The sequence below is a fragment of the Acidovorax sp. GW101-3H11 genome (genome assembly GCF_001633105.1).
Classification (GTDB): domain Bacteria; phylum Pseudomonadota; class Gammaproteobacteria; order Burkholderiales; family Burkholderiaceae_C; genus Acidovorax.
In genome coordinates, this window is sequence record NZ_LUKZ01000001.1 from 94,836 (window position 1) to 121,302 (window position 26,467).

General features: G+C 65.3%; 27 protein-coding genes. 9 read left to right on the forward strand and 18 right to left on the reverse strand.

Annotated features, from left to right (window positions below):
* The first annotated feature begins 120 nt into the window (after positions 1-120).
* On the forward strand, positions 121-2,769 hold the full coding sequence (locus A1D30_RS00425) for an EAL domain-containing protein (protein ID WP_063458856.1): 2,649 nt from the start codon (positions 121-123) through the stop codon (positions 2,767-2,769).
* Positions 2,770-2,872: 103 nt separating this feature from the next.
* Positions 2,873-3,955, forward strand: a complete 1,083-nt coding sequence (locus tag A1D30_RS00430; protein WP_063458857.1) for a hypothetical protein — start codon at positions 2,873-2,875, stop codon at positions 3,953-3,955.
* A 72-nt stretch (positions 3,956-4,027) separates the two neighbouring features.
* Here A1D30_RS00430 and cutA read toward each other — a convergent pair whose 3' ends face one another.
* Entirely contained in the window at positions 4,028-4,375 is a 348-nt protein-coding gene (gene cutA, locus A1D30_RS00435) for a divalent cation tolerance protein CutA (protein ID WP_063458858.1), read from the reverse strand.
* Between the two features lie 385 nt (positions 4,376-4,760).
* Here cutA and rpoH point away from each other — a divergent pair, with 385 nt between their 5' ends.
* Both rpoH and A1D30_RS00445 read left to right on the forward strand, forming a co-directional pair.
* A complete protein-coding gene (rpoH, locus tag A1D30_RS00440) occupies positions 4,761-5,702 on the forward strand; it encodes an RNA polymerase sigma factor RpoH (RefSeq protein WP_063458859.1) in 942 nt (313 codons plus the stop codon).
* A gap of 116 nt (positions 5,703-5,818) precedes the next feature.
* Complete coding sequence (locus A1D30_RS00445) at positions 5,819-6,856, forward strand: tripartite tricarboxylate transporter substrate binding protein (RefSeq protein WP_063458860.1); 1,038 nt, start codon at positions 5,819-5,821, stop codon at positions 6,854-6,856.
* 139 nt (positions 6,857-6,995) lie between these two features.
* Here A1D30_RS00445 and A1D30_RS00450 read toward each other — a convergent pair whose 3' ends face one another.
* Genes A1D30_RS00450 through A1D30_RS00470 form a run of 5 tightly spaced genes read right to left on the reverse strand, consistent with a single transcriptional unit; the run spans position 6,996 to position 11,187 of the window.
* Positions 6,996-7,562, reverse strand: a complete 567-nt coding sequence (locus A1D30_RS00450; protein ID WP_063458861.1) for an SCO family protein — start codon at positions 7,560-7,562, stop codon at positions 6,996-6,998.
* Between the two features lie 53 nt (positions 7,563-7,615).
* The gene (gene cyoE, locus A1D30_RS00455; RefSeq protein ID WP_063458862.1) at positions 7,616-8,518 is read right to left on the reverse strand and encodes a heme o synthase; all 903 of its coding nucleotides are present in this window, start codon (positions 8,516-8,518) and stop codon (positions 7,616-7,618) included.
* Positions 8,515-9,699, reverse strand: a complete 1,185-nt coding sequence (locus A1D30_RS00460; protein ID WP_063458863.1) for a COX15/CtaA family protein — start codon at positions 9,697-9,699, stop codon at positions 8,515-8,517. Before A1D30_RS00460 ends, cyoE begins: the two co-directional genes overlap by 4 nt.
* On the reverse strand, positions 9,696-10,439 hold the full coding sequence (locus A1D30_RS00465) for a hypothetical protein (RefSeq protein WP_063458864.1): 744 nt from the start codon (positions 10,437-10,439) through the stop codon (positions 9,696-9,698). Before A1D30_RS00465 ends, A1D30_RS00460 begins: the two co-directional genes overlap by 4 nt.
* A complete protein-coding gene (locus tag A1D30_RS00470; RefSeq protein WP_063458865.1) occupies positions 10,381-11,187 on the reverse strand; it encodes an SURF1 family protein in 807 nt (268 codons plus the stop codon). The genes A1D30_RS00465 and A1D30_RS00470 overlap by 59 nt, the downstream gene beginning before the upstream one ends.
* Before the next feature lie 15 nt (positions 11,188-11,202).
* Between A1D30_RS00470 and A1D30_RS00475 the strand changes: the two genes are divergently transcribed.
* On the forward strand, positions 11,203-11,433 hold the full coding sequence (locus A1D30_RS00475; RefSeq protein WP_063458866.1) for a twin transmembrane helix small protein: 231 nt from the start codon (positions 11,203-11,205) through the stop codon (positions 11,431-11,433).
* 122 nt (positions 11,434-11,555) lie between these two features.
* On the opposite strand, the gene A1D30_RS00480 is transcribed toward A1D30_RS00475, so the two are convergent.
* The 8 genes from A1D30_RS00480 to A1D30_RS00510 all read right to left on the reverse strand — a co-directional run bounded on the left by A1D30_RS00480 (position 11,556) and on the right by A1D30_RS00510 (position 17,922).
* A complete protein-coding gene (locus A1D30_RS00480) occupies positions 11,556-12,437 on the reverse strand; it encodes a cytochrome c oxidase subunit 3 (RefSeq protein ID WP_063458867.1) in 882 nt (293 codons plus the stop codon).
* A 64-nt stretch (positions 12,438-12,501) separates the two neighbouring features.
* On the reverse strand, positions 12,502-12,726 hold the full coding sequence (locus A1D30_RS00485) for a DUF2970 domain-containing protein (RefSeq protein ID WP_063458868.1): 225 nt from the start codon (positions 12,724-12,726) through the stop codon (positions 12,502-12,504).
* Positions 12,723-13,361, reverse strand: a complete 639-nt coding sequence (locus tag A1D30_RS00490) for a cytochrome c oxidase assembly protein (protein WP_063458869.1) — start codon at positions 13,359-13,361, stop codon at positions 12,723-12,725. The genes A1D30_RS00485 and A1D30_RS00490 overlap by 4 nt, the downstream gene beginning before the upstream one ends.
* Positions 13,362-13,379: 18 nt before the next feature.
* Positions 13,380-13,490: a cytochrome oxidase small assembly protein gene (locus A1D30_RS26280; RefSeq protein ID WP_212742253.1), complete on the reverse strand. Its 111-nt coding sequence runs from the start codon at positions 13,488-13,490 to the stop codon at positions 13,380-13,382.
* An 11-nt stretch (positions 13,491-13,501) separates the two neighbouring features.
* Positions 13,502-15,133, reverse strand: coding sequence for a cytochrome c oxidase subunit I (gene ctaD, locus A1D30_RS00495; protein ID WP_063458870.1), 1,632 nt, complete (start codon positions 15,131-15,133; stop codon positions 13,502-13,504).
* A 29-nt stretch (positions 15,134-15,162) separates the two neighbouring features.
* Positions 15,163-16,332 (reverse strand): cytochrome c oxidase subunit II, encoded by a 1,170-nt coding sequence (coxB, locus tag A1D30_RS00500; RefSeq protein ID WP_063458871.1) that lies wholly within the window; start codon positions 16,330-16,332, stop codon positions 15,163-15,165.
* 59 nt (positions 16,333-16,391) lie between these two features.
* Entirely contained in the window at positions 16,392-16,868 is a 477-nt protein-coding gene (locus tag A1D30_RS00505; RefSeq protein ID WP_063458872.1) for a DUF2244 domain-containing protein, read from the reverse strand.
* Positions 16,869-17,019: 151 nt separating this feature from the next.
* Positions 17,020-17,922 carry a hypothetical protein gene (locus A1D30_RS00510; RefSeq protein WP_063458873.1) on the reverse strand — a complete coding sequence of 301 codons (903 nt, stop codon included), beginning with the start codon at positions 17,920-17,922 and terminating at the stop codon, positions 17,020-17,022.
* Positions 17,923-17,956: 34 nt separating this feature from the next.
* Here A1D30_RS00510 and A1D30_RS00515 point away from each other — a divergent pair, with 34 nt between their 5' ends.
* Together A1D30_RS00515 and A1D30_RS00520 are read left to right on the forward strand one after the other, a co-directional pair.
* Positions 17,957-18,688, forward strand: a complete 732-nt coding sequence (locus tag A1D30_RS00515; protein ID WP_063458874.1) for a ComF family protein — start codon at positions 17,957-17,959, stop codon at positions 18,686-18,688.
* A gap of 373 nt (positions 18,689-19,061) precedes the next feature.
* Complete coding sequence (locus tag A1D30_RS00520; protein ID WP_063458875.1) at positions 19,062-19,589, forward strand: tRNA (cytidine(34)-2'-O)-methyltransferase; 528 nt, start codon at positions 19,062-19,064, stop codon at positions 19,587-19,589.
* A gap of 18 nt (positions 19,590-19,607) precedes the next feature.
* Here A1D30_RS00520 and A1D30_RS00525 read toward each other — a convergent pair whose 3' ends face one another.
* The 4 genes from A1D30_RS00525 to A1D30_RS00540 all read right to left on the reverse strand — a co-directional run bounded on the left by A1D30_RS00525 (position 19,608) and on the right by A1D30_RS00540 (position 22,654).
* Positions 19,608-20,540 carry a LysR family transcriptional regulator gene (locus A1D30_RS00525; protein WP_063458876.1) on the reverse strand — a complete coding sequence of 311 codons (933 nt, stop codon included), beginning with the start codon at positions 20,538-20,540 and terminating at the stop codon, positions 19,608-19,610.
* A gap of 166 nt (positions 20,541-20,706) precedes the next feature.
* Positions 20,707-21,171, reverse strand: coding sequence for a MaoC family dehydratase (locus A1D30_RS00530; RefSeq protein WP_056066019.1), 465 nt, complete (start codon positions 21,169-21,171; stop codon positions 20,707-20,709).
* 96 nt (positions 21,172-21,267) lie between these two features.
* Positions 21,268-21,885 (reverse strand): ParA family protein, encoded by a 618-nt coding sequence (locus A1D30_RS00535; RefSeq protein ID WP_063458877.1) that lies wholly within the window; start codon positions 21,883-21,885, stop codon positions 21,268-21,270.
* Between the two features lie 130 nt (positions 21,886-22,015).
* Entirely contained in the window at positions 22,016-22,654 is a 639-nt protein-coding gene (locus A1D30_RS00540; protein WP_063458878.1) for a LysE family transporter, read from the reverse strand.
* A 254-nt stretch (positions 22,655-22,908) separates the two neighbouring features.
* On the opposite strand from A1D30_RS00540, the gene kefC reads away from it, so the two are divergent.
* Both kefC and A1D30_RS00550 read left to right on the forward strand, forming a co-directional pair.
* Positions 22,909-24,813, forward strand: coding sequence for a glutathione-regulated potassium-efflux system protein KefC (gene kefC / locus A1D30_RS00545; RefSeq protein ID WP_063458879.1), 1,905 nt, complete (start codon positions 22,909-22,911; stop codon positions 24,811-24,813).
* Positions 24,814-24,999: 186 nt separating this feature from the next.
* Positions 25,000-26,421 (forward strand): Fic family protein, encoded by a 1,422-nt coding sequence (locus tag A1D30_RS00550; RefSeq protein WP_063458880.1) that lies wholly within the window; start codon positions 25,000-25,002, stop codon positions 26,419-26,421.
* Positions 26,422-26,467 lie beyond the last annotated feature (46 nt).

Sequence of the window (26,467 nt, forward strand, 5' to 3'; positions counted from 1 at the left end):
GACCGCAGCCCTGCAGGGCCTGGTTTGACATCAAATGGCCCCATCTGGGGCCATTTTCACGTTTACGGATCGCAACAATTCCCCCATGATGGGCCTTCCCCAGAAAAAGCACGGAGGCCCATGTTCATTGAGCTGGTCAAAGGCGTTGCCTTGCTGTTGGCGCTGTGTTTTCTGCACGGCTTCAACATCCGCCTGTGGCGCCATCGCCCGCTGGTGGGCCAGTTTTTTTCGGGGCTGATCTTTGGCGGCATCTGCGTGGTGGGCATGCTCACCCCGGTGGTGCTGATGCCCGGCGTGATCTTTGACGCGCGCTCGGTCGTGCTCAGCATGGCGGGGCTTTTTGGCGGGCCCCTGGTGGCCTGCATCGCAGCGGCCATGGCCGCCACGGGGCGCCTGTGGCTGGGTGGCGCAGGCGCCGAGGTGGGCCTGATGGTGATTGCGCTGTGCACCGTGATGGGCCTGCTCTACCGCGAAGCACGCGCACGCGCCAAGGTGGGTGTACGGCCGGTGCCGCTGGCCGTGTTCGGGCTGCTGCTGCACCTGGCGGTCATCACAGTGTTCCAGCTGCTGCCGCACGAGGTGGTGCAGCGCGTGAACCAGACCCTGGCCCTGCCCTTTTTGCTCACCTTCACACCAGCCACCGTGGTGCTGGGCCTGCTGCTGCGCGATGTGGAAGACCGCATGGCCACCGAACACACGCTGGCGGGCACGGCCGCCCGCCTGAACGCCATCGCCCAGGCCATCCCCGATGTGCTGCTGGTGCTGGACGCGCAGGGGCGCTACGTGGAGGTGCTTTCGCCCGACGACACGGCGCTGGCTGCCAGCGCGCCTGCGCTCATCGGCAAACGCCTGCACGAGGTGCTGCCCGCAGAGCAGGCCGATCGCTTCATGGCGCTGGTCCGCGACACCCTGCAATCGGGCCAGACCCACACCATCGAGTACGAGATGCAGACGCAGGCGGAGCGGCGCGAGTTCGAGGGGCGCGCACAGCCCCTGGGCGTGAAGGTGGGCGACCAGGCCGCCGTGGTGTTCCTGGCCCGCGACATCACCAAGCGCAAGCAGGCCGAAAGCGCGCTGCGCGAGTCGGAGCTGCGCTTTCGTTCGCTGCTGCGCAACATCCCGTCGATATCGGTGCAGGGCTACCTGGAAGACGGCACCACCAGCTACTGGAACCAGGCCTCCGAGCACCTCTACGGCTACACCGCCGATGAAGCACTGGGCGCCAACCTGCTCGACCTCATCATCCCGCCCCCCATGCGCGAGGCCGTGCGCAGCCATGTGGCGCACATGTTCAAGACAGGCGAGGTCATCCCGGCGGGCGAGCTGCAACTCAAGCGCAAGGACGGCTCGCCGGTGGATGTGTTCTCCAGCCACGCCTACATCCAGGTGCCCGGCCACCCGCCCGAGATGTTCTGCATCGACATCGACATCTCCGGCCGCAAGGCCGCCGAAGATGAAGCGCGCTACCTGGCGTTTTACGACGCGCTCACCCAACTGCCCAACCGCCGCCTGCTGGTGGACCGGCTGCAGCAGGTGCTGGTCAACGGCGCGCGTTCGGGCATGACCACGGCCGTGCTGTTTGTGGACCTGGACAACTTCAAGACCCTGAACGACACCCGGGGCCACGAGGTGGGCGACCTGCTGCTCAAGGAAGTGGCCCAGCGCCTGCGCGGCTGCGTGCGCGAGCAGGACACCGTGGCCCGCCTGGGCGGCGACGAGTTTGTGGTGGTGCTGCAGAACCTGAGCAGCGACGCCACCGAGGCCGCTGCCCAGACCCGCACCCTGGGCGAGCTGATCCTGGCCCAGCTGCGCCAGCCGTATGACCTGGCCGGGCACGAGCACCATTTTTCGGCCAGCATCGGCGCCACCTTGCTGCGCCACCACCGCGACTCGGTGGACGAAGTGCTCAAGCAGGCCGACATGGCCATGTACCGCGCCAAGGACGCGGGGCGCAACACGCTGCGCTTTTTTGACCCCGACATGCAGCAGGCCGTGAACCGCCGCGCGCTGCTGGAGACCGAGCTGCACAACGGCCTGCGCCAGGCGCAGTTTCTGCTGCTGTACCAGCCGCAGGTGGACAGCCAGGGCCACATCACCGGCGCCGAGGCCCTGGTGCGCTGGCGCCACCCGGTGCACGGCATGGTGTCGCCCGCCGAATTCATCCCGCTGGCTGAAGAATCGGGCCTGATCCTGCCGCTGGGCCACTGGGTCATGGAAACCGCCCTGCGCCAGCAGGCCCGCTGGCGGCACGAGCCACACTTCGCCCGCCTCAGCCTGGCCATCAACGTGAGTGCGCGCCAGTTTCTGCAGGAAGACTTTGTGGCCCAGGTGCTGGCACTGCTGCAGAGCACAGGGGCCGACCCCGCGCAGATCAAGCTGGAGCTGACCGAAAGCCTGCTGCTGGACAACGTGGACAACGTCATCGCCACCATGCGCGCGCTCAAGGCCCATGGGCTTGGCTTTTCGCTGGACGACTTTGGCACCGGCTACTCGTCGCTCAGCTACCTCAAGCGCCTGCCGCTGGACCAGATCAAGATCGACCAGGGTTTTGTGCGCGATGTGCTGCTGGACCCGAGCGACGCGGCCATTGCGCGATCCATCATCGGGCTGGCGGGCAGCCTGGGCCTGGACGTGATCGCCGAGGGCGTGGAAACCACCGAGCACCATCAGTTTCTGCTGTCGCACGGCTGCCGGGCGTTCCAGGGCTACCTGTTCGGCCGCCCGCTGGCGCTGGAAGACTTCGAGCGCCAGGTGCGGCAAGCCGCTTAGCCCCCGAGTCTTCGCGCGCCCCACAGCCCTGCCCGCACCAGGGTCAATCAAGTTCTTGCGCCCGCTGGCCGATATCTCCTTGTGGCAACCGCGGAGGTGTCCCATGAAGATCGAATCATCCGCCCTGCAGATGCAGGCCCAGCACGTCGCGACGCGCGTGCACACCCAAAGCAGCCGCTTTGAAGCCTGGGTGGGCGACCGCCGCCCCGCCAACGCACCCAGCCCCGCCCGAGCGGCCCCGGCGGTCCAGATCTCCAGCGCCGCCCGCCTGGCCCAGGCCGCGCAGGCCCGCCAGGCCACCACCACGGCCACCGAGGCCACGGAGGCAGCCCGTGACACTGACGCCGACGAAGGCCTGACACCCCAGCTCGCCCTGATGCGCGACCTCATCGCACTCATGACCGGCGTGCGGGTGCGCGTGTACACCGGCCCAGAAGCCTCGGCCGAAGCTCCCACCCCGCCGCAACGCCCCGCGCAAGCCCAGGCAGACTCCGCCCCCGGACGCCAACGCGCCGGTTTTGGCCTGGTCTATGAACAACGCGAGGTCATCGAAGAAACCGAGCGCACCCAGTTCAGCGCCCAGGGCGTGGTGCGCACCGCCGACGGACGCGAGATACGCTTCACCCTGCAGCTGGACATGCAGCGCAGCTACCGCCAGGAATCCTCGTTCAGCCTGCGCCTGGGCGACGCCACCGCCATCGACCCGCTGGTGATCAACTTCGACGGCACCGCCGCCCAGCTGCAAGACCAGCGTTTTGCCTTCGACCTGAACGGCGACGGTGAAACCGAAAACGTGCCCCTGCTCGCAGGCAACCGGGGCTATCTGGCGCTGGACACCAACCAGAACGCGCTCATCGACAACGGCCTGGAACTCTTCGGCCCCGGCACCGGCAACGGCTTTGCCGAACTGGCCCGGCACGACAGCGACGGCAACGGCTGGATCGACGAAGCCGACCCCGTCTACCAGCAACTGAGGGTGTGGACCCCGAGCGCCGACGGCACCGGCCGCCTGCAAACCCTGGCCGAACTCGGCGTGGGCGCTGTGCAGACCGCTGCATCAGCCACCACCCCGTTTGCCCTGCGCACCGCCGACAACACCCCCCTGGGCGCCGTGCGCTCCACGAGCGTGTACCTGCGCGAGGACGGAGGGGTGGGGACGGTGCAGCAGATTGATTTGAGTGTGTAAATCAACCGAAGGGGTGGCGGGCTCACACCGGCAACCCGGGACCCGGACAACCGGGTGGTGCCCAACCCGCCGTCAGGCCGACACCACGGCGTGGGCCACTTGCGCGTCCACCCAGTCGGCATACTCCGCCGAGCCCTGCAGCGTCTGCACCACCAGCTGCGGAAGCACATAAGGATGGTGCGCCCGCACAAGGGCCAACAGCGGATGAAGGGCCCGGGGTGCGGTTTTGTACACCAGCCGAAATTCGCGCTCCTCCTGCAGCGCGCCCTGCCAGGGGAAATAGGCGGTGATCGGCTCCACCTGCACACAGGCAGCTAGCCGCGCCTGCAAAACCCGCTGCGCCAGCTGCCGTGCTTCCGCTTCGGTGGCCACGGTGGTGGTGACAACTGTGATGTCGCAAAGGGCGGTCGGCTCGGTCATGCGCGTCTCCCGAAGGCGTTGGGCGCTGCAGTCTGCCATGGCGGAAGGGGCAATGCCAGCGCCGCAACCAGCCACACCCAAAGCGCGAAAAGACCGTTCCGTTTGTCGCAACAATCGACAAAACATGGCGCGCCAGTGCACGGAACCATGGGCTTTCTGCTTGCTCTGATACCAGGCGAACATCTGAAGTTGGATGGCATCATTGATAAAAACCCTTTTCAATCAATGGCTTACACAGCAACCCGGCGTTTTCATGCCCGTCACCCGAGACGAACACTCCGGCCATGGCGGACAGGCAACCTTGCGCACCCGCAGGGGAACTATGGATTTAGCACTCAATCACATGGAGTGCTAATATCTTGGCTTAGAGGAAAGGATTCCTGGAATGAACATTCAGTCTGGAACCGCGACGATGACCCTGGCTCCCGCCAACCCCTGGGCGTTGGTGCCTGCGCTGGGCAACCTCGACGCCTACATTTCGGCCGTCAACCGCCTGCCCCTGCTCACACACGAAGAAGAGCAGACCTATGCGCGCCAGCTCAAGGACAACAACGATGTGGACGCCGCTGGTCGGCTGGTGATGTCGCACCTGCGCCTGGTGGTCTCGATTTCGCGCCAGTACCTGGGCTACGGCCTGCCCCACGGCGACCTGATTCAGGAAGGCAATGTGGGCCTGATGAAGGCCGTCAAGCGCTTTGACCCGGACCAGGGCGTGCGCCTCGTGAGCTACGCCATGCACTGGATCAAGGCCGAGATCCACGAATACATCCTGAAGAACTGGCGCATGGTGAAGGTGGCCACCACCAAGGCCCAGCGCAAGCTGTTCTTCAACCTGCGCTCGATGAAGCAGGGCTTCAAGGCCGATGCTGCTGCAGCAGACGCTGCCACGCACCGCGACACGCTCTCTGACAGCGAGATCAGCGCCGTGGCTGCGCAGCTCAACGTCAAGCGCGAGGAAGTCATCGAGATGGAAACCCGCATGTCGGGGGGTGATGTGCTGCTGGACCCAGCCCCGTCGGACGATGGCGAGCAGGCCTTTGGCCCCATTGCCTACCTGGCCGATGGCTCGCACGAGCCCACGGCGATGATCGAGTCGCGCCAGCGTGACGCGCTGGCCACCGATGGCATTGCCACGGCCCTGGCCAGCCTGGACGACCGCAGCCGCCGCATCGTGGAAGAGCGCTGGCTCAAGGTCAACGACGACGGCACGGGCGGCATGACGCTGCACGAGCTGGCGGCGGTGTACGGCGTGAGCGCCGAGCGCATCCGCCAGATCGAGGTGGCCGCGATGAAGAAGATGAAAAAGGCGCTGGCCGAGTACGCCTGAGCCTGCGGGCGGCGGGGTTAATATCCCCGGCTGCAGAAGTTGCCTCACGGGGCCCCAGTTCTGGGGCCCCGTGTCGTTTTGGCCCCTGAATATTCTGGTTGAGGAGACCCCTTCCCATGTTGTCGTCACGCCCTGTTGTGTCCCGCCGTGCTTCTACGCTGCTGATTGCGCTGGCAGCAGCCTCCCCCTGGGCCCTGGCCCAGAACACGGCCAAGCCCGGCGCCGCCGCAGCCGCCGCCCCCCTGGCCTGGCCCACCAAGCCGCTCAAGATCATCGTGGGCTTCCCCGCCGGGTCTTCGCCCGACCTCACGGCGCGCACGTTCACCGAGCCGCTGTCCAAGGCCCTGGGCCAGCCCGTGATTGTGGAAAACAAGGTGGGCGCAGGCGGCAACATTGCTGCCGATGCCGTGGCCAAGGCACGCGACGACCACACCATCGGCCTGATGATCAATGGCAACATGACCATTGCCAAGCTGCTGAACCCGGCCGTGCCGTACGACCCGATCAAGGACCTGGCACCGCTGAGCCTGATCGGCACCTCCCCCCTGATCCTGACGGCGCCCGTGAGCCAGCCCGGCGTGCCTGCCAACAGCAGCGCCCGCGACTTCTTTGTGGCGGCCCGCAATGGAGGCGACAAGTGGAGCTATGGAACGCCTGGCGTGGGCACGGTGGGCCACATCGGCACCGAGCTGCTCAAGTCGCGGAGCAACATCAACCCGGTGCATGTGCCCTACCCGGGCTACCCGCAGGTGGCCACCGCCATGCTGGGCGGGCAGTTGCAGATGGCGCTGCTGCCCCCAGCCCTGGCGCAGGCCCAGGTGCGTGCGGGCAAGCTGCGCGCGATTGGTGTGACGTCTTCCGGACGCAGCCCGCTGGCGCCCGATGTGCCCAGCCTGGCCGAAGCAGGCATCGGCAACTTCAACCTGGAAATCTGGAATGCCTTTGCAGCGCCTTCCACCCTGCCCAAGCCCATCCAGGCCAAGCTGGCGGCGCTGATCAGCGAGATTGCCCGCAGCGAAGACGTGCGCGGCAAGCTGTTCCAGCAAGGCTGGCAGACGGTGGGCTCGTCGCCCGAGGGGCTGGCCAACCGCGTGAAGGCCGACACTAACCTGCTGGGTGGCGTGATCGCGATGCGCGGCATCAAGGCGGAGTAAACCCGAGCGGCGGAAACGCCGCACGCCCTTGCTACCAACAAACATCAACCCGGGTCTGGCCGATGCGCCTGCCCGGGTTTTTTGTTGCGGGTGCTGTCACACCAGCAGGGGGACTGGCGGGCACGGGCCCGCAGAAATCTCAGCCCGCTTCGGCGAGCAGGGTCTTGACGTCGGCGGCCAGGGCCTGGGCGCCGCTGCCGTAGCGGTTGTACACGCGCAAGCGCCCGGCGGGGTCATACACATAGCTGCCCGCAGAGTGGTCCATGGTGTAGCTGGTGGGCGTCTTGCCATCGACCTTCTTGTAGTAGATCTTGAAGTCCTTGGCGACGGCCGCGAGCTGCTCGGGCGAGCCACGCAGGGCCAGAAAGCTCGGGTCGAAGTTGGCCATGTAGGCCTTGAGCACCTCGGGCGTGTCGCGGTCCGGGTCCACCGTCACGAAGATGCCTTGCAGGCGGTCGCCGTCCTTGCCCAGGATCTGCTTGACCTCGGCCAGCTCCTGCATCGATGTCGGGCACACGTCGGGGCACTGCGTGAAGCCGAAGAACACCACCACCACCTTGCCCGCAAAGTCCTGGATGTGGCGTGCCTGGCCATTGTGGTCGGTCAGCGGGAGGTCACGGGCGTAGTCGGCACCGGTGATGTCCACGCCGCGAAACTCGGCCTTCTTTTTCTCAGAACACGCACCAAAAAGGCCTGCTGCGCCCATGGATAAAGCGCTAATAGCTATCGTTTTGAGAGCATTTCGTTTGAGCATGGAATTCACAGCACGTAGTGGTCCACCAGCAGGGCGGCAAACAGCACGCTCAGGTGGATGAGGGAAAAACGGAAGGTCTTGCGCGCCAGCGCGTCGGAGTAGTTGCGCCACAGGGCAAAACCGTAGCCACAGAAGCCCACCGACAGCAGCACGGCCACCACCAGGTAGATCCACGAACTCATGCCATACACAAACGGCATGAGGCAGCCCGCAAACAGGATCAGGGTGTAGAGGAACACCTGCAGCCGGGTGAACTCATTGCCATGGGTCACGGGTAACATGGGCAGGCCGGACTTGCGGTAGTCCTCCACGCGGTACAGCGCCAGCGCCCAGAAGTGCGGGGGCGTCCACAGGAAGATGATGAGAAACAGGATCAGCGCCTCGGGACCCACATCGCCCGTCATGGCGGCCCAGCCCAGCACCGGGGGCATGGCACCAGATGCGCCGCCGATCACGATGTTCTGCGGTGTAAGGGGCTTCAGGATCACGGTGTAGACCACCGCATAGCCGACGAAGGTGGCGAAGGTGAGCCACATGGTCAGCGGGTTGACCCAGAAGTACAGCAGCGCCGAGCCCGCAGCACACAGCACGGCCGAGAACAGCAGGGTCTGCGCGTTGGACAGCTCGCCCTTGGCCGTGGGGCGCCAGGCGGTGCGCTTCATCTTGGCGTCGATGCCCTGCTCGACGATGCAGTTGAAGGCAGCAGCAGCGCCCGCCACCAGCCACACCCCGGCGCTGGCCAGCGCCATGTGGCCCAGCTGCGCGGCGGTGGGCAGGCCGGGAACGGCCAGCACCATGCCGATCAGGGCGCAGAAAACGATGAGCTGCACCACGCGGGGCTTGGTCAGCGCATAGAACTGCTGAATGCGCGAGGGCAAGGCAACAACGTGGGGGGGGGCGACACTCATGCGGACACTCTCGATGCGCCAGGCGGCGCGGAAAACTCTCGGGAAACAGGCACGGTTGCACGGCTGGACACCAGGGCCCAGGTCAGCACCACCACCAGGGCCGCCGCGCCGCCGGTGTGCAGCACGGCGGCCACCAGCGGCCAGTCCAGGATCACGTTGGACAGGCCCGTGGCCAGCTGCAGCACCGACAGGCCCGCCAGCCACCGCGTTTGTGCGCGCAGCACGCCACGGCGGTGCAGGCGCCAGGCCAGCCATGCAAGTGCCGCCAGCACCACATAGGCCATGAGGCGGTGCACGTAGTGAATGGCGGTAAGGCCCGCAAAGCTGATGTGGCTGCCGTCCTGCAGCATGCCCAGCTTGCGCCAGACCTGAAAACCCTGGGCAAAGTCCATGGCGGGCCACCAGCTGCCCTGGCAGGTGGGGAAGGTGGTGCAGGCAAGAACGGCGTAGTTGGTGCTGACCCAGCCGCCCAGCACCACCTGCAGCGCCAGCAGCAACCCGGCCCAGGCCAGGCCCCGGCGCAGCGCGGGCGAGATCACAGCGGGCAGGCGGCCTTGTGCCGCGTGGGTATGGCGCACGGCCTGCACACACAGCAGCGCCAGCAGCACCAGCCCACCGATGAGGTGCAGCGTGACGATGGCGGGAAAGAGCTTCATCGTCACGGTGAGTGCGCCAAAGGCCCCTTGCAGGCACACCCACACCAAGGTGACCGTGGGCCACCAGGGGCTGAGCGGCGGCGCCTCGGCCGCGCCCCGCAGGGCACGGCGCTGCTGCACCCAGGACGACACCGTGAGCACGATGATGAGCACGCCCACGCCGGTGGCCAGGTAGCGGTGGATCATCTCCACCCAGGCCTTGCCATGCGTGACGGGGCCGGTGGGCATGGCTTCTTGTGCGGCCGCAATTTCTGCGCGCGCGCCCACCGGGCTGGCACTGCCGTAGCAGCCGGGCCAGTCAGGGCAGCCCAGGCCCGAATCGGTGAGCCGCGTGAAGGCGCCAAACAGCACCAGATCAAAGGTCAAAAACAAGGTCAGCACCGTGAGCGCCTGCAGGCGCCGCATGGGCGAGCTGCGGCGGTTGCGCACCCACACCCAGGCCAGCGGCCCCAACGCAATCAGCAGGCCCAGGAGCATCAGCTCCAGCACGGGCGCCAGGTCGTAGAGCGGCTGGGTGTCGCTCATGGCTGGCCCGGCCGCCCGGCGTCGTCCCACGACGAGGAGGCGCGCAGCAGGCGCTCCAGGTCACGCTTGGCCTTGGCGGCGCCGCTGGCATCCATGGCAGCAGGGAAGCGCATCATCCAATTGCCCATGGGGTCCACCACATACAGGTGGTCGGCCTGCTGCTGGCCCGCCGCCGGTGCGAGCCAGGCATTGAGTGCTGCGCCGTCCACCCGCAGCACCGTGGCCTTTTGCAGGGCCGGTGCCAGCGCGTCGGGGATGGCAGCGTTGTCGTTGACGAGCCAGACCCAGTCCAGGCGGTCTTTTTCCTTGCCCAGGCTTTCGCGCAGTTGCCGCTGCAGATACAGGTGGTTCTGGCACGGCGCATCACAGGCGCCACCAGCCACGCTGACCAGCAGCCACTGCCCCTTGAGCGAGGCCAGGGGCACCGGAGTGCCATCTGGTGTGGCAACGGTGAGCGCGGGCAGCGTGCGCTGGGGATCGATCAGCTCCCCATAGTTGCGGCGGCCTTCGGGGCGGATCACGTAGTAGGTGAAATACGAGGCGATCACCGGTGCCGCACAGATCGCCAGCACGCCCAGCATCTTCCAGCGGCCATGGCGGGTGCGCTGCGCGCTGACCACGGCATCTCCGGCCTCTGGCAGGGTGTGCACGGTCAGCCCCAGCGGGTGCTCGGCGTGGACTTCAGGGGGCAGGCTGGCTGCGCGGGCGAATGAACCGTCGGACGATTTGGAACCAGACATAAAGAAGTGCCATCAGGCCGCTGAGCCCGAACCATTGAAATGCGTAACCGTAGTGTTTATCGACGCCTGCGCCCACCACGGGCCAGTCGCGTTGCAGGCCGTCGCCCGCACCCACCGCCTCGCCCGTCTGCACCACGGTGAGCGGGGCGAGCGCCAGACCGGTTTCGGTGCGAAACGCGGCCAGGTCGAGATTTTGCCGGATGCGGGAAGACCCCTCGGCGCCATGGCCGCCAGCACTGCTTTCACCGCCGCCAAACTCATACAGCCGCGAGGGCGCGGCAGCCACGCGCCCCGCCACGCGCACCACCACATCCTGCGGGGTTGGCACCTGGGGCAGCTGGGTGCGATCCTGAAAATTGCGCGGCACCCAGCCCCGCTGCACCAACACCACCCCCGAAGGCGTGCCCACCAACTGCAGGGGCGTGAGCACAAAAAAGCCAGGGCGGCCATTCATCTGGCGGTTGTCGAGGTACACGGTGTGCTCGGGCACCCAGCGCCCCTCCAGCACCACCGCGCGGTGCACCAGGGTTTCGGCCTCTGTGGTTGCCATGGCGGGTTGCGACAGCAGCACACGGCCATCCATCGCGGGCATGCGGCCACGCGCGTCCAGCATGGCCTGCAGGGCCTCTTTCTGCGCCGCGCGTGACAGTTGCCAGCGCCCCAGCGACGCGGTGACCAGCATGCCCGCCACCGTGGCCAGCGTGATGAGCCAGAAACGCAGACCCAGGGGGCGGCGAATAGTGGTCACGGGATAATGTGCTCCATGAAATACCTTGTAGTGCTGGCGTTCATCGCCATATTGACCAGCCTCGCTTCGGCCTTGTTCTTCATGATGCGCAACGGCCAGGGCAGCCAGGACGACAAGCGCAGAGGCAACCACATGGCCAAGGCGCTGGCAGTGCGGGTGGGGTTGTCCATTGTGCTGTTTGTGTGCATTCTGATTGCCTGGCAGCTGGGCTACATCCAGCCTACCGGCCTGCCAGCAACCCGCTGACCGGGCCTGTTCCAGCGGGCGACCTCGCCCGCCACAGGCGGCGAACATCCAGCCTTCTGGCGGCTCGCACCTCCAACAAAAAAAGCGCCGCGAGGCGCTTTTTTTTGGGTGCCGTGGGGTGCTTACATCCAGTACACCAACACGTACAGGCCGAGCCACACCACGTCCACAAAGTGCCAGTACCAGGCGGCACCTTCAAAGCCGAAGTGCTTATCAGCGGTGAAGTGGCCCTTTTGCAGGCGCAGCGTGATCACCAGCAGCATCAGCATGCCCAGGAACACGTGAAAGCCGTGGAAGCCGGTCAGCATGAAGAAGGTGGAGCCGAACACGCCCGAGTTGAGCTTGAGGTTCAGGTCGGTGTACAGGTGGTAGTACTCGTAGCCTTGCACCAGCAGGAAGACAAAACCCAGCAGAACCGTGGCCCACATGAAACCAATCGTCTTGCCACGATGGTTTTCGCGCAGTGCGTGATGGGCAATGGTCAGCGTCACGCCCGAGGTCAGCAGCAGCGCAGTGTTGATGGTGGGCAGCCAGAAGGGGCCGACCGTCTGGAAGGGCTCGACGATGCCAGCAGGCGACGCCGTCACACCTGCTGCCACGCTGGGCCACACCGCCTTGAAATCAGGCCAGAGCAGCGCGTTGTCGAGGCTACCCAGTGCAGGCACCGAGTGCGAACGCGCCCACCACAGTGCCGTGAAGAACGCGCCGAAGAACATCACTTCCGAGAAGATGAACCAGCTCATGCTCCAGCGGTACGACAGGTCGATCTTGTGGCCGTACAGGCCACCTTCGCTTTCGCGCACGGCATCACCGAACCACTGGTACAGCGTGAACAGCCACCACACCAGGCCCAGGGCCAGGGAATACTTGCCCCAGTCATGGCCGTTGATCCACTGGCCTGCGCCGAGGATGACAAAGAACAGGCCTGCAGCCGCCATCACCGGGTGGCGTGACTCGGCAGGCACATAGTAGTACGGGGTTCCGCCGTGGGTTGATGCACTCATTTCAGCTCCTGAATCTCAAATCTTTGTTTTCAGTCTTGTCGTCGATACGGGTCCAACAACCCGTTCACACTACCCAATTCACCAAGGCCATCAGCCCCATCACCAGCAAAAAAACCGCGACCAGCCCCACCGCAATGATGTGCAGCGGGTTGAGTTTTTCGACATCCTGCTGGTACTCGCTGCCCTTGCGCAGGCCAATGAGCGACCAGGCCACCGCGCGCACCGTGCGCAGCAGCGAGCCCTTGCGCTCCAGCGGCTTCACCGCAGACGGATCGAGGGGCGCATTCATGAGCCAACCCCCGTCGCCAACACGCTGGGGGCGGACACTGCGTCGCCCACCGCAGCAGTGGACTCTGGTGCGGCTGGCGTCTTGCCACCCACTTCGAAAAACGTGTAGGACAGCGTGATGGTGGTCACATCCTTGGACAGGCGCGGATCAATCACGAAGGCCACGGGCCATTCCTTCTTTTCACCAGGCTCCAGCACATACTGGTTGAAGCAGAAGCACTCCAGCTTGTTGAAATGGGCTGCCGCCTGGCGCGGGGCATAACTCGGAATGGCCTGTGCGGCCATGCGGCGGTTCTGCACATTCTGGAATTCGTACATCACCGTGGTCAGCTCGCCGGGGTGCACCTGCACCGAGCGCTGGGCGGGCTTGAAGTCCCAGGGGCCACGCGCATTGGCATCGAACTCGACGGTGATGGTGCGGCTCTTGTCTACCTGCGTGTTCGCTGGCAGCTTCACGTCCTTGCCTGCCACGCCGTTGCCCGGCACCTGGCGCTCGGACAGCGACAGGATGTTGATGCCCGTCATCTCGCAGATGTGCTTGTAGATCGGGATCAGCACGTAGCCGAAGGCGAACATGCCAGCCGCAATCACGACCAGCTTGCCGACCATCTTGGCGTTTTCGCGGCGCAGGCTCATGGCAGGTGGGGCCTCAGCTCAACGGGAGAGGAAGAACACCTTGGCCATGAACCCGACGAAGAACACCACTGCAATCGACGCCAGGATCAGCGCCATCCGCAGGTTGCTCTTTTTCTGCTCGGGTGTCATGGGCGCGGTCCTCAGCCGATCACACGGGTGGCCGTGGCGTCCAGCTTGGGTGGGTTCTCAAAGGTGTGGAAAGGCGCAGGGGATGGGACTTCCCACTCCAGGCCCTCGGCACCGTCCCAAGGCTTGGCGGCGGCCTTTTCACCCTTGCCACGCATGGCGGGCACGATGACGGCCAGGAAGAAGTACACCTGCATCAGACCGAAGCCGAATGCGCCCACCGAAGCAATCGCATTGAAATCAGCGAACTGCATGGGGTAGTCGGCATAGCGGCGGGGCATGCCAGCCAGCCCCAGGAAGTGCATCGGGAAGAACGTGATGTTGAAGGTGATCAGCGAACCCCAGAAGTGGATCTGGCCACGGGTTTCGGAATACATCACGCCCGTCCACTTGGGCAGCCAGTAGTACACGCCAGCGAACATGGAGAACAGCGAACCGGCCACCAGCACGTAGTGGAAGTGGGCCACCACGTAGTACGTGTCTTGCAGCTGGATGTCAATGGGGGCCATGGCCAGAATCAGGCCGGTGAAACCACCCATGGTGAACACGAAGATGAAGCCCACAGCAAACAGCATGGGGGTTTCAAACGTCATGGAGCCGCGCCACATGGTGGCGATCCAGTTGAAGATCTTCACGGCCGTGGGCACGGAGATCAGCATGGTGGCGTACATGAAGAACAGCTGGCCGGTCACGGGCATGCCGGTCGTGAACATGTGGTGGGCCCACACGATGAACGACAGGATGGCGATGGACGACGTGGCGTACACCATGGAGGCGTAGCCGAACAGCTTCTTGCGGGCAAAAGCGGGCACGATCTGGCTGATGATGCCGAAGGCCGGCAAGATCATGATGTACACCTCGGGGTGGCCGAAGAACCAGAAGATGTGCTGGTACATCACCGGGTCACCGCCACCGGCGGGGTTGAAGAAGCTGGTGCCGAAGTGGCGGTCCGTCAGCGTCATGGTGATGGCGCCAGCCAGCACGGGCATCACGGCGATCAGCAGGTAGGCAGTGATAAGCCAGGTCCAGGCGAACATGGGCATCTTCATCAGCGTCATGCCGGGGGCGCGCATGTTGAGGATGGTCACGATGATGTTGATCGAGCCCATGATGGACGAGGCACCCAGGATGTGCATTGCGAAGATGCCAGCGTCCATGGAAGGGCCCATTTGCAGCGTCAGCGGTGCATACAGCGTCCAGCCCGCAGCAGGAGCGCCACCGGGCATGAAGAACGACGCCACGAGCATGATGGCCGCAGGGATCATCAGCCAGAAGCTGAAGTTGTTCATGCGGGCAAAGGCCATGTCGGATGCGCCGATCTGCAGCGGGATCATCCAGTTCGCAAAGCCCACGAAGGCCGGCATGATGGCGCCGAACACCATGATCAGTCCGTGCATGGTGGTGAGCTGGTTGAACAGCTCGGGGTTCACCAGTTGCAGCCCCGGCTGGAACAGCTCGGCGCGGATCAGCAGCGCCAGAACGCCACCTACCATGAGCATGGTGAAGGCGAACAGCAGGTACAGCGTGCCAATGTCTTTGTGGTTGGTGGCATACACCCAGCGGCGCCAGCCGGTGGGGCCATGGTGGCCATGGTCGTCGTGTGCGTGGTCGCCCGCGTGACCGTGGTTGTCGAGAACTGCGCTCATGTTGGATTCCTCAATACGTTGGGCGATGATTACTTGCCGCGCTGGGCCACGATTTCAGCAGGCTGCACCAGCTGTCCGGTCTTGTTGGACCAGGAGTTTTTCGTGTAGGTCACCACAGAGGCAATATCGGTATCGCTGAGCTGTGCCCAGGCAGGCATGGCCCCATTGGCAGCACCCTTGAGCAGGATCTGGATCTGCTTGGCGTGGTCGGCGTCCAACACCACAGCCGAGGCGTCCAGCGGCTTGATGGGGCCAGCGCCCTTGCCGTTGGCCTGGTGGCAGGCGGCGCAGTTCGAGGCATACACCTTCTCGCCACGTTTCATGATGTCGTCCAGCGTCCAGACCTTGGTCGGGTCGTCCAACTTGGCGGCAGCCTTCTTCTTCTGGTCGGCCACCCAGGCGGTGTAGTCTTCGGCAGACACGACCTTCACGTGGATGGGCATGTAGGCGTGTTCCTTGCCGCACAACTCGGCGCACTGGCCGTAGTAGTCGCCAATCTTTTCAGCACGGAACCAGGTGTCGCGCACAAAACCGGGGATCGCATCCTGCTTGATACCGAAAGCAGGCACCATGAAGGCGTGGATCACGTCATTGGCGGTGGTGATGATGCGGATCTTCTTGCCCACGGGCACCACCATCGGGTTGTCCACCTTGAGCAGGTAATCGGCGGGCGCGTCGGCCACTTTGCCGGTGTCGGACATCACGCGGTGGCTGCTGTCCAGCGTGGAGATGAAGGCCAGGCCTTCGCCTTCGCCGGTGATGTAGTCATAACCCCACTTCCACTGGTAACCCGTGGTCTTGATGGTGAGGTCGGCGTTGGTGGTGTCCTTCTGCGCCACCAGCACCTTGGTGGCGGGCAGGGCCATCAGGATCACGATGATGAAGGGGATAATAGTCCAGATCACTTCGACGGTGACGGACTCATGGAAGTTGGCAGACTTGGCGCCCTTGGAGCGGCGGTGCTTCCAGATCGAGTAGAACATCACGGAGAACACTGCAACAAAGATCACCGTGCAGATGATCAGCATCATCCAGTGCAGAAAATGCTGCTCTTCAGCAATTTTGGTGACTGGGGGATGCAGGTTCAGCTGGTTGACTGCAGGGCCGCCAGGCAGGTCCTGGACGGCATGGGCTGCGGAGCCCACCCATGCACCGGCAATCAGCAGCAGAGAAGCCAGCTTGTTGGAAATGCTCTTCATAGTTCTCACTTACTTCTAAGCCTCAATTTAACCAATCCCTTGTGCATGCCTGCGTGGGGTCAGGCGGCGCGCAAGGCCATGCGGATCTCCGATGCCAGGGCCGGTCGAAGTTCGGGGCGCACAAAGCGCCCCACTTCAACAGACCGACCCTGCGCAGACAGCATGATGAGCGAGTGATCTCCGGTCTTGGGTTCTACACGAACCCGGCTCCGGTCAAACTCTGCGCGCTCCAGCCGGCCTGCTGTCTCCCGTTCCACCACAAGGCGCGAGCCTTGCAGTGAAATCCTCTCGCCATCCGCCGCATGGCGACCGTACATGGCGAATGCAATTCCTACAGCCAAGATTTCGAGCCACGCAAAGGGCATCACCAGGTAGGCGCCGAGCATCCAGAAGCACGTTGCGATCCCCAGGGACACCAGGCACAAGGACAGATACATCCATCCCAACTGTGCCGGCGTGACCGAGCAATTCCGGGCCAAGCGCCAGTCAATGCGCTGCCCCGACACCGTGGCAAAACGTAAAACCAAGCCCGTCACAGGTCGTGCCCACAAGGCTGCTGGCGCACCGTTTGTGGGGCCTCAGGCACCACAGGCGCAGCCCGCAAATTTGCGCGGGAAGATGCCCGAAATCTCAATAACCCTGAATTGTAGCGTGCCTTGTTCCAAGTCATTGACACGGAGTTACAGGTTAGTTTTCTTTGCCGCCCTTGCGCAACATCAAACGCATGTCCTGCAGCGAAACCGTGCTGCTGGAGTCCATGCGCACCCTTGGCGCGGGCTTGAAAGCGTGGCCATAAATGATTTCAAAAGTCAGCGCCAACTGACCTCCCTGCTGCGGATCAGCAAGCCGCTCAGTCAGCACGGTATAGAGCTTGTCGCGCCAGCGCCGTCCGCGCAATGAGGGAAAGCGATCAGGGTGCAGATTGCAGCCCAGCTCGCGCAGCTCCTGCACCAGCCGCTCGGGCGTGGCAAAGGTGAGCGTGATGCGCTCCATGTCCATCACCGGCTCGGCAAAACCGGCGTGCACCAGCATGTCGCCCCAGTCGTGCATGTCGGTAAACGCATGGCCCGCCGGAGGCCAGCCCAGGGCCGCATACACCCCGTGCAACTCCCGCAGCGTGTCGGGCCCCAGGCACGAGAACATGAGGTAGCCGTCCACCGCCAGCGCGCGGTGCCACTGGGCGATCAGGGCCTGCGGGTCTGCGGCCGTATGCAACGCCATGTTGGCCCAGAGCATCTGCACGCTGGCATCGGCGGGCAGGCCCCACCGGGGACTCGCGGCGCTCCAGCGCGAAAGGCTCCACCAGGGCTTGGCCAACGCCTGCCGCACCACCGGCTCGCAGTGCGCGGCCGATTCAAACACCTGGCAACGGGCTTCGGGATAGCGGGCACTCACCAGCGCATGGGCCCGCAGCCCGCCACGCAAGGCATCCCAATGGCACCAGGACGCCGGGGCCTGGCGAATCCACTGCAGGCGGTCCTCCATGCGGCGGGCCACCTCTTCATGGAGCCAGGGGGACAAGGCAGGTGCAGCGGCCTGCCAGCGGGCAGCGGCAATGGGATCGATGGTGGGGGGACGCTCGGAGGACATGGCAGCTCACAGGGACGCGCGAGTATATTGATTCATGCTTTTTCACGGATTGCCAGGGCTTTCGCGCCACCTGCGGGGCTTGCGGGGCCTGACCGACCGCGTGCCCAGCCAATGCGCTGCCTGCCATGCCTGGCCGTCGCAGCGCATCTGCAACGCCTGTGTGGCCCGGTTCGCCCAGCCCGCCAGCCGCTGCCAGCGCTGCGCATTGCGCGTGCCCACGGGGGTGACCGTGTGTGGCGCCTGTCTGCAGCACCCGCCAGCCTTTGATGCATGCCTGGCCGCCGTGGACTACGCCTACCCCTGGTCTGCCGCGCTGGCGGACTTCAAGTTCCGGGCCGACCCCGGCTGGGCCCGCACGCTGGCCACCCTGCTGCGCAGCACGCCCTGGGTGGAGCCCGCAGTCGAGGCGGCAGACCGGGTGCTGCCCGTGCCGCTGTCTGCCGAACGCCTGCGCGAACGCGGCTTCAACCAGTCGGCCCTGCTGGCGCAGCACCTGGCGGGCGCCAAGGCCGATGTGCACAGCCTGCTGCGCCTGCATGCCACCGAGGCCCAAAGCGGCCTGCCACGCGCCCAGCGGCTGCGCAACCTGCAAGGTGCATTTGCCGTGGAACCCGCCCGCGCCGCCGCCCTGCAGGGGCAGCGCGTGGTGCTGCTGGACGACGTGATGACCACGGGCGCCACCGTGCATGCCGCCACGCTGGCCCTGCGCGAGGCCGGGGTGGCGCATGTGGCGGTGGTGGTGCTGGCACGCACGGCGCTGGACTAGGGCGTGTCATCAATCAATACCCCCACGCGAAAGCCAGCCAGGCCGTGCAGTGCTAGGCGCCCTGAGTGCCGTGTAGCGCAGCTACACAAGCGAAGGACAACGACGCAATGCGCGGCCTGGATGGCTTTCCCTCCGGGCTGTCCCCGCAATGCGGCGTCTGCTTTGTCGCGTGGCTTGACCATAGATGACTATGGGCTGCGCCCCGCTTCGCGCATCCATCCGCATTGCGGGGTCAGCGCGTGGGGGTATTGATTGATGACACGCCCTAAGCCCGCTGCGGCAGGCACTGCGCCCCACCCACGCCCGCCAGGCGGGATACTTTTGATTACGAGCGGTTGCTCAACTCACATCCGGGGCGAAGACAATAGCGGGCATGTTCCACATCGTCCTCGTCGAGCCCGAAATCCCGCCCAACACCGGCAACATCATTCGCCTGGCGGCCAACACGGGTTGCACGCTGCACCTGATCGAGCCCCTGGGGTTCTCGATGGAGGACCGGCTGATGCGCCGCGCGGGGCTGGATTACCACGAATACACCAGGGTGCTGCGCCACAGCGGCTGGACGGCCTTTTTGCGCGACGCGCAACCCGACCCCACACGCATGTTCGCCATGACCACACACGCCTCGCAGCCGGTGTTTTCCACCTGCTTCCTGCCGGGCGACTGGCTGGTGTTTGGTGCCGAAACCCGGGGGCTGCCCGCCGAGCTGCGCGAGAGCTTCCCGCCCGCCCAGCGCCTGCGCCTGCCCATGGTGGAGGGCCAGCGCAGCCTGAACCTGTCGAACGCTGTGGCGGTGACGGTGTTCGAGGCCTGGCGCCAGAACAGCTTTGCCATGCCCGACGGCCAGATCACCATCGAGCCCGAAGGCACCATCATCAGCGGCTTCGCGCAGCTCAGCTGAGCGAGCCGCGTACCCGAGCTACCCGCGCTTTTCCGCCATCGCCAGCGGCACCTGTTCCGTCAAGAAGTCCAAAAACACCCGCGTGCGCGCAGGCAGCATGCGGCCCGAGGGCAGCGCCGCATAGATCGTGTAGCGCGAAAAAATCCAGTCCGGCAGGATGTGCACCAGCTCACCCCGGGCCAGGTGCTCCTCGGCCAGCAGGCGCGAGGTGACGGTCACGCCCGCCCCGTCCACTGCGGCGCGCATCAGCAGCTCGGTGCTCACCGACTGCAGCACGGCAGGCGCTTCCACCTCTTCGTCGGGCACATCGGCCCGCAGCGACTGCAGACGCAGCTTGCGGCCCGGGCCCATCTGCGCACGCACGGGCGCGCTGGAGTCCCGCAGGTAGTCGTGGTTCACCAGGTCCTGCGGCTCGCGCGGTATGCCCCGGCGCTTCAGGTAGTCGGGTGATGCCACCACGATGGCCTCGCCCTGCACCAGCGAGCGCGCGACGATGTTGGCGTCAAAGTCCTCCCCCATCACCATGATGGTCACATCGAACTCGTCCACGCGGCTGGAGGCATACGCGTCCATGCTGATGTCCAGCATGAGCTTGGGGTGGTTGGCATGCCACAGCGCCACCATGGGCGCGAGGAAGTTGGTGGCCAGCACCGGCGCCGCCACAATGCGGATGGTGCCGCGCAGGTCGCGCGTGCTGGCGGCAGCCGCCGCCTCGGCATCGTCGATCTCGTGCAGGATGGCGCGCACCCGCTGCAGATAGGCCTCGCCCGCATCGGTCAGGGCCAGCTTGCGGGTGGTGCGCTGCAGCAGGCGCGTGCCCAGGTGCTGCTCCAGCTCGGCCACCATGCGGGTGACCACGGGGGGCGACATGTCCATGGCGCGGGCGGCAGCGGCAAAGCCGCCCTCTTCCACCACGCGCTCGAAAATTTTCATGGCTTGCAGGCGGTCCATCGTCAGCCCTCCCGTCCGGCCGCAACCACCGAAGGCCGCACGCAGCTCCCCTCGCCCCTTGCGGGAGAGGGGCCGGGGGAGAGGGGGTTGCAGCCCGGGCGCTGTGCCTGTGCAACCCCTCTCCCCCACCCTCTCCCACAAGGGGAGAGGGAGTCTGCGGGGCCCGTTACGCCGGGGCGCCGAAATTGCGTGCCAGCGATTCGGCCACGCACACCGGCTTGTCGCTGCCCTCGCGCTCCACCGTGACCAGCCAGGTCATCTGCATGCCATCGGGCGCCACCGGCTCGGCAGCCTGCAAGGTGAGGCGCGCGCGCAAACGGCTGCCCACCGGCACGGGCGCCGTGAAGCGCACCTTGTTCAGCCCGTAGTTCACGCCCATGCGTGCACCCTCGATGGTCAGGCCCGTTTCGAAAAACTGCGGGATCAGCGACAGCGTGAGAAACCCGTGCGCAATTGGCGCGCCAAACGGCCCGGCTTTGGCCCGCTCGGGGTCCACATGGATCCACTGGTGGTCGCCCGTGGCCTGGGCAAACAGGTTGACCTGTTCCTGCGTGATGGTGATCCAGTCGGTCACGGCGACCTCCTGGCCCACGCAGGCGCTGACTTCGGAATAAGAGCGGAAGATTTTCATCGTTGCAATGTAGCCCTGCGCTCCGGCGCGCCTTGTCTGCCGGGTGACAGGTGTTTTCCCGGGGGAATGGTGGTACGTCGTGCTTCACGCTGTCCTTCAAGAATTGAGCCATGCGCAGATACCCGGCCACTGCTCCAGGTCGCGCGCCACGCGGCCGGGCGACACGTCAAACAGCGTGAGGCCGTGGGCCGCCAGGTGCACATAGTTCTGCGTGTCGCGCAGGTAGCCCAGCACCGGGAAGCCCAGGCTGTCCACAAAGTGGTGCAACTGCTCAGCCGCCTTGGTGCGGGCATCCACGCGCATGCCGACGATGCCGATCTGCACGCCATCGGCCCGGCGGTGCTCGGCCAGCTGGTCCAGAAAGCTGCGCGTGGCAAAGATATCGAACACGCTGGGCTGCAGCGGCACGATGATCTTGTCGGCCAGCTTGAGCACATCGTTCAGGCGCCAGCCGTGCAGCCCGGCGGGCGTGTCGAGCACCGCATGCGTCGTGCCCTTGGGCGGGCGGCTGATCACGTCCGAGCTGGTGTCCCAGCCGCCAATCGCGCGCGCGGCCGGGGGGCGCAGGCCCAGCCACAGCCGGGCGGATTCCTGCCGGTCGGTGTCGCCCAGGATCACGGGATGCCCCTGGCTGGCAAAGTAGCCCGCGATGTTGGTGGACAGCGTGGACTTGCCCACGCCGCCCTTCGGGTTGGCGACAACAACTACTGGCATGACAAGCTCCTTGGAATCTGCAGGTCCATGAAAAATACAAGCCAAATCAGCCCTCTGCGCCTGATGGATAAGCGCTTCAAGCTATCAAATCAAGAGCATAAAGACACCGCCACACGCAAGCAACACGCCCTCAGGCGTGCTGGCCACCGCGCTTGACGAAGAACAACCCCGCCCCCACCGCCATCAGCAAGCCGCCAAACACGCGGTTCTGCGCGCGCACGGCGCGGGCGCTGCGCATCAGGCGGCGCAGCGCGCTGGCCCCAAAAGCGTAGCCGTGCATCACCACCACGTCCACCGTGACGGTGGTGGCGGCCATCACCAGCAGTTGCGTCCACAGCGGGCGTGTGTCGGTCATGAACTGGGGCAGCACGGCCACCATGAAGATGATGCCCTTGGGGTTGGTGGCGTTGGTCAAGAAGCCGGTAAGGCAGCGCTTTTGCCAGGTGCCCGCAGCCTCGTGATCATCGCCCTGCGCCATGGGCGCATCGCCCGCACGCCACTGGTTGAAACCCACATAGATCAGGTAGCACGCGCCCAGCACCTTGACCACACTGAACGCCACCTCGGACGCCAGCAGCAGCGAACCCACGCCCGCCCCGGCAATCAGCAGGATCAGCAGCAGGCCCAGTTGCAGGCCCAGGATGGTGGCGCCCGTCTTGCGCACGCCGAACGACAGGCCATGGCTCATCGACAACACTGCGCCCGAACCCGGCGACACCGCAATCAGGCACGATGCCGCAAAAAAAGCCAGCCAAGTCTGAAAGTCCATGAATCACCAAGCCCGTGTGCGAAGAAGGGCGAGCATCTTAACAACGCCCCCGTGTCGCTGCCATGATCTGGATAAAAATGCCTGCTAGCGCTTGACCATAAAGCGCTACCAGCTATCAAAATAGAAGCATTTCAATGGCATGCCACGCGCACCCCCGCATCGCTACGGCAATGCCAGAATCCTGACACGCCCACGCCCGCCCGTCCGCACCCCTGCGACGCCCCTCCCAACGCCACCACTATTGCCGCGCCTCCATGGAACACGCCCCCACCTGGCTCACCTACGGTTTCCTGTACCTCACCGCCGCCGTGCTGGCCGTGCCCATCGCCAAGGCGCTGGGCCTGGGCGCCATCATTGGCTACCTGGCGGCCGGCATCGCCATCGGGCCCTGGGGCCTGGGGCTGGTGAGCAATGTGCAGGACATCCTGCACTTTGCCGAGTTTGGCGTGGTGCTCATGCTGTTCCTGGTGGGGCTGGAGCTGCAGCCCAGCCGCCTGTGGGCGCTGCGCCGCCCCATCTTTGGCACCGGCACCGCCCAGGTGCTGGGCTGCGCGGCCGTGCTGTTTGCGCTGGGCGCGCTGGCGGGCCTGCCCTGGCGCGTGAGCCTGGTGGGCGCTTTAGGCCTGGCGCTGTCGTCCACGGCGATTGCGCTGCAGGTGCTGGCCGAGCGCAACCTGATGCGCACCAGCAGCGGCCAGGCAGGTTTTTCGATCCTGCTGTTCCAGGACGTGGCGGCCATCCCCATCCTGGCGCTGCTGCCAGTGCTGGGCGCTGCCGCAGGCGACGGCGCGGGCCACACGCCGGGCGACATGCTGCTGGAGGTGCTCAAGATCGTTGGCGTGATCGCCGCCATCATCCTTGGCGGACGCCTGCTGCTGCGCCCCGTGCTGCGCTGGATCGCCAAGAGCAACACCCCCGAAATCTTCACCGCCGCCGCGCTGCTGCTGGTGGTGGGTATTGCGTACCTGATGGTGCTGGTGGGCCTGTCGATGGCGCTGGGCGCCTTCCTCGCCGGCGTGCTGCTGGCCGACAGCGAATACCGGCGCGAGCTGGAGGCTGACATCGAACCCTTCAAGGGCCTGCTGCTCGGGCTGTTCTTCATCGCTGTGGGCATGAGCATCGACTTTGGCGTGATCCTGCGCTCGCCCGGGCTCATGGCCGCCATCCTGGTCGGCTTCCTCGCGGCCAAGGCCGTGGTGATCTACACGCTGGCCAAGATCGTCGGCATCCCCTACCAGGAGCGGCCGGTGTTCACCCTGCTGCTGGCCCAGGGCGGTGAGTTTGCGTTTGTAGTGTTCCAGGCCGCTGCGGGCGCCAGCGTGTTCCCGGCCGAGACCGCCTCGCTGCTGATCGGCGCTGTGGCGCTGTCGATGCTGATCAGCCCGCTGCTGCTGGTGCTGCTGGACCGTGTGCTGCTGCGCCGCTACGCCAAACTCAAAACCGCCACGCCCCAGGCCGAAGAAATCTCCGAGCCGCAAGAGGCGCCCATCATCATCGCGGGCTTCGGCCGCTATGGGCAGATCGTCTCGCGCGTGCTGCTGGCCCAGGGCATCCCCACCACCGTGCTGGACCACAGCGTGGACATGCTCGAAGTGGCGCGCACCTTCGGCTACCGCGTGTTCTACGGCGACGCCACGCGGCTCGACCTGCTGCGCATCGCCGGGGCCGAACACGCGCGCATCCTCGTGGTGGCCGTGGACGATGCCGAGCAGTCCCTGCAAATCGCCAAGCTCGCGCGCGAACACTTCCCGCACCTGCAGATCGTGGCCCGCGCGCGCGACGTGACGCACTGGAACAAACTGCGCGACCTGGGCGTGACGCTGGTGCAGCGCGAGTTGTTCGAGTCCAGCCTGCAAAGCGCCCACACGGTGCTGGAGCTGATGGGCCTGCCCCCCGCGCAAGCAACCGCCATCACCCAGCGCTTTCGCACCCACAACATCGCGCTGGCCGACCGCATGTATCCCCACCACAAGGACCGCGCCAAGTTCATCGCCGTGGCCCGCGAGGGCCGCAACCAGTTTGCGGAGCAGATGGCGCGGGAGCGGCAGGAGGGTGCGGCGATGAGTGCGGCGGGAGGGGCGTACCCAGGGTATGGCGGGGCGGAGGGTGCGGAGGATGGGGAAGAGGCTGCTTTCATCCAGAAATTGGATAAAAAATAGGCTATCCCGCGCGACCACCATGCCTTTTTAGCTATTTATTTGATAGCAATAGTCCTCAAACCGTGGGGGAACGGCTTCAGAAAATGGCGCGCAAACCTTTTTCGCGCCATTTTATTTGGCGCGTAAAATATTTTCGCGCCACTTTATTTGGCGCGATTCCGATTCGCGCCACCTGGAGCCTCGTTCATGCCACGCCTCACGCCGTCTCAAGAGCTGGACAAGCTCGCCGAATGGATCAACGCCTCACCGACCGAGGTGAGCATTGACACCCTCCTTGAGCAGCCAGGCGACAACGCCCCCCGCCGCACGCTGCAGCGCCGTCTGGCCTTGCTGGTGGAGCAACAACGCATAGGAGTGCGCGGTGTGGGCCGGGCCACCCGCTACCACCGCATCCCGCAGCCCAGCGCATCTGCGCAGACATCCACCGCTGCGGCATCAGCGGCGGTGGCCATCAGCACCGCAGACTACGTCCCCACCTCGGCAGAAGGCGCAGACATCCGCGCCGCCGTCTCCCTGCCCCGCCACCTGCGCAAGCCGGTGGGCTACCAACTGGACTTTTTGTCGAGCTACGAGCCCAACCACACGGCCTACCTGCCACACGACCTGCGCGAGCAACTGCATGGGCTGGGGCGATCCCCCGCCGACCAAACCCCCGCAGGCACCTTCGCCAAAGACATCCTCAACCGCCTGCTCATCGACCTGTCCTGGGCCTCGTCCCACCTCGAAGGCAACACCTACAGCCGCCTCGACACCGAACGCCTGATCGAGTTCGGCCAAGCCGCCGAAGGCAAAAATGCGCTGGAAACCCAGATGATCCTGAACCACAAACAGGCCATCGAATACCTAGTGCTCCAGCCTGAAAACGCACAGGTTCGTACTGACACGTTGATAGCGCTGCATGCATTCCTGTCTGACGGCCTGATGGCCGACCCCGCCGCCGTGGGCCGCATCCGCCGCCGCGCGGTGGAGATTGGCGGCAGCGTCTACCTGCCCATCGCCCTGCCCCAGCGGCTCGAAGAACTGTTCGGCATCGTCACGCAGATGGCCGCCGAGATCACCGACCCGTTCGAGCAAGCCTTCTTTTTGATGGTGCACCTGCCCTACCTGCAGCCATTCGAGGACGTGAACAAGCGCGTCTCGCGCCTGGCCGCCAACATCCCCTTCATCCGCCACAACCTGTGCCCGCTGTCGTTCATCGACGTGCCGCAGCAAGCGTACGTGGACGGCATGCTGGGCGTGTACGAACTCAACCGCGTGGACCTGCTGCGCGATGTGTTTGTGTGGGCATATGAGCGGTCTTGCCAGCAGTACGTGGCAGTGAAGCAGAACCTGGTGCCGCCGGATATTTTTCGGCTGCGGCATCGGCAGGCGCTGGCGGAGGTGATTGGGGCCATCGTTCGGCAGGGAGAGGCCGCTACGGAGGAGGCGGTGAAAGACAGGATGCCTGCGTCTGTACTCCCTGCTGACCAGGAGCATTTTGTGCAATTGGCGCTGTCCGAGTTTGGCGCGCTGCATGCCGGGAACGCAGTGCGGTTTGGGATTCGGCCGTTGGAGTTTGGGGAATGGGAGCGACGTTATCGGGATGGCGCGACGGATAAGAATGCCTGAGCCGAATTTCRAAAACGCCACCCGCCACTGAGCACGATGCATTGCT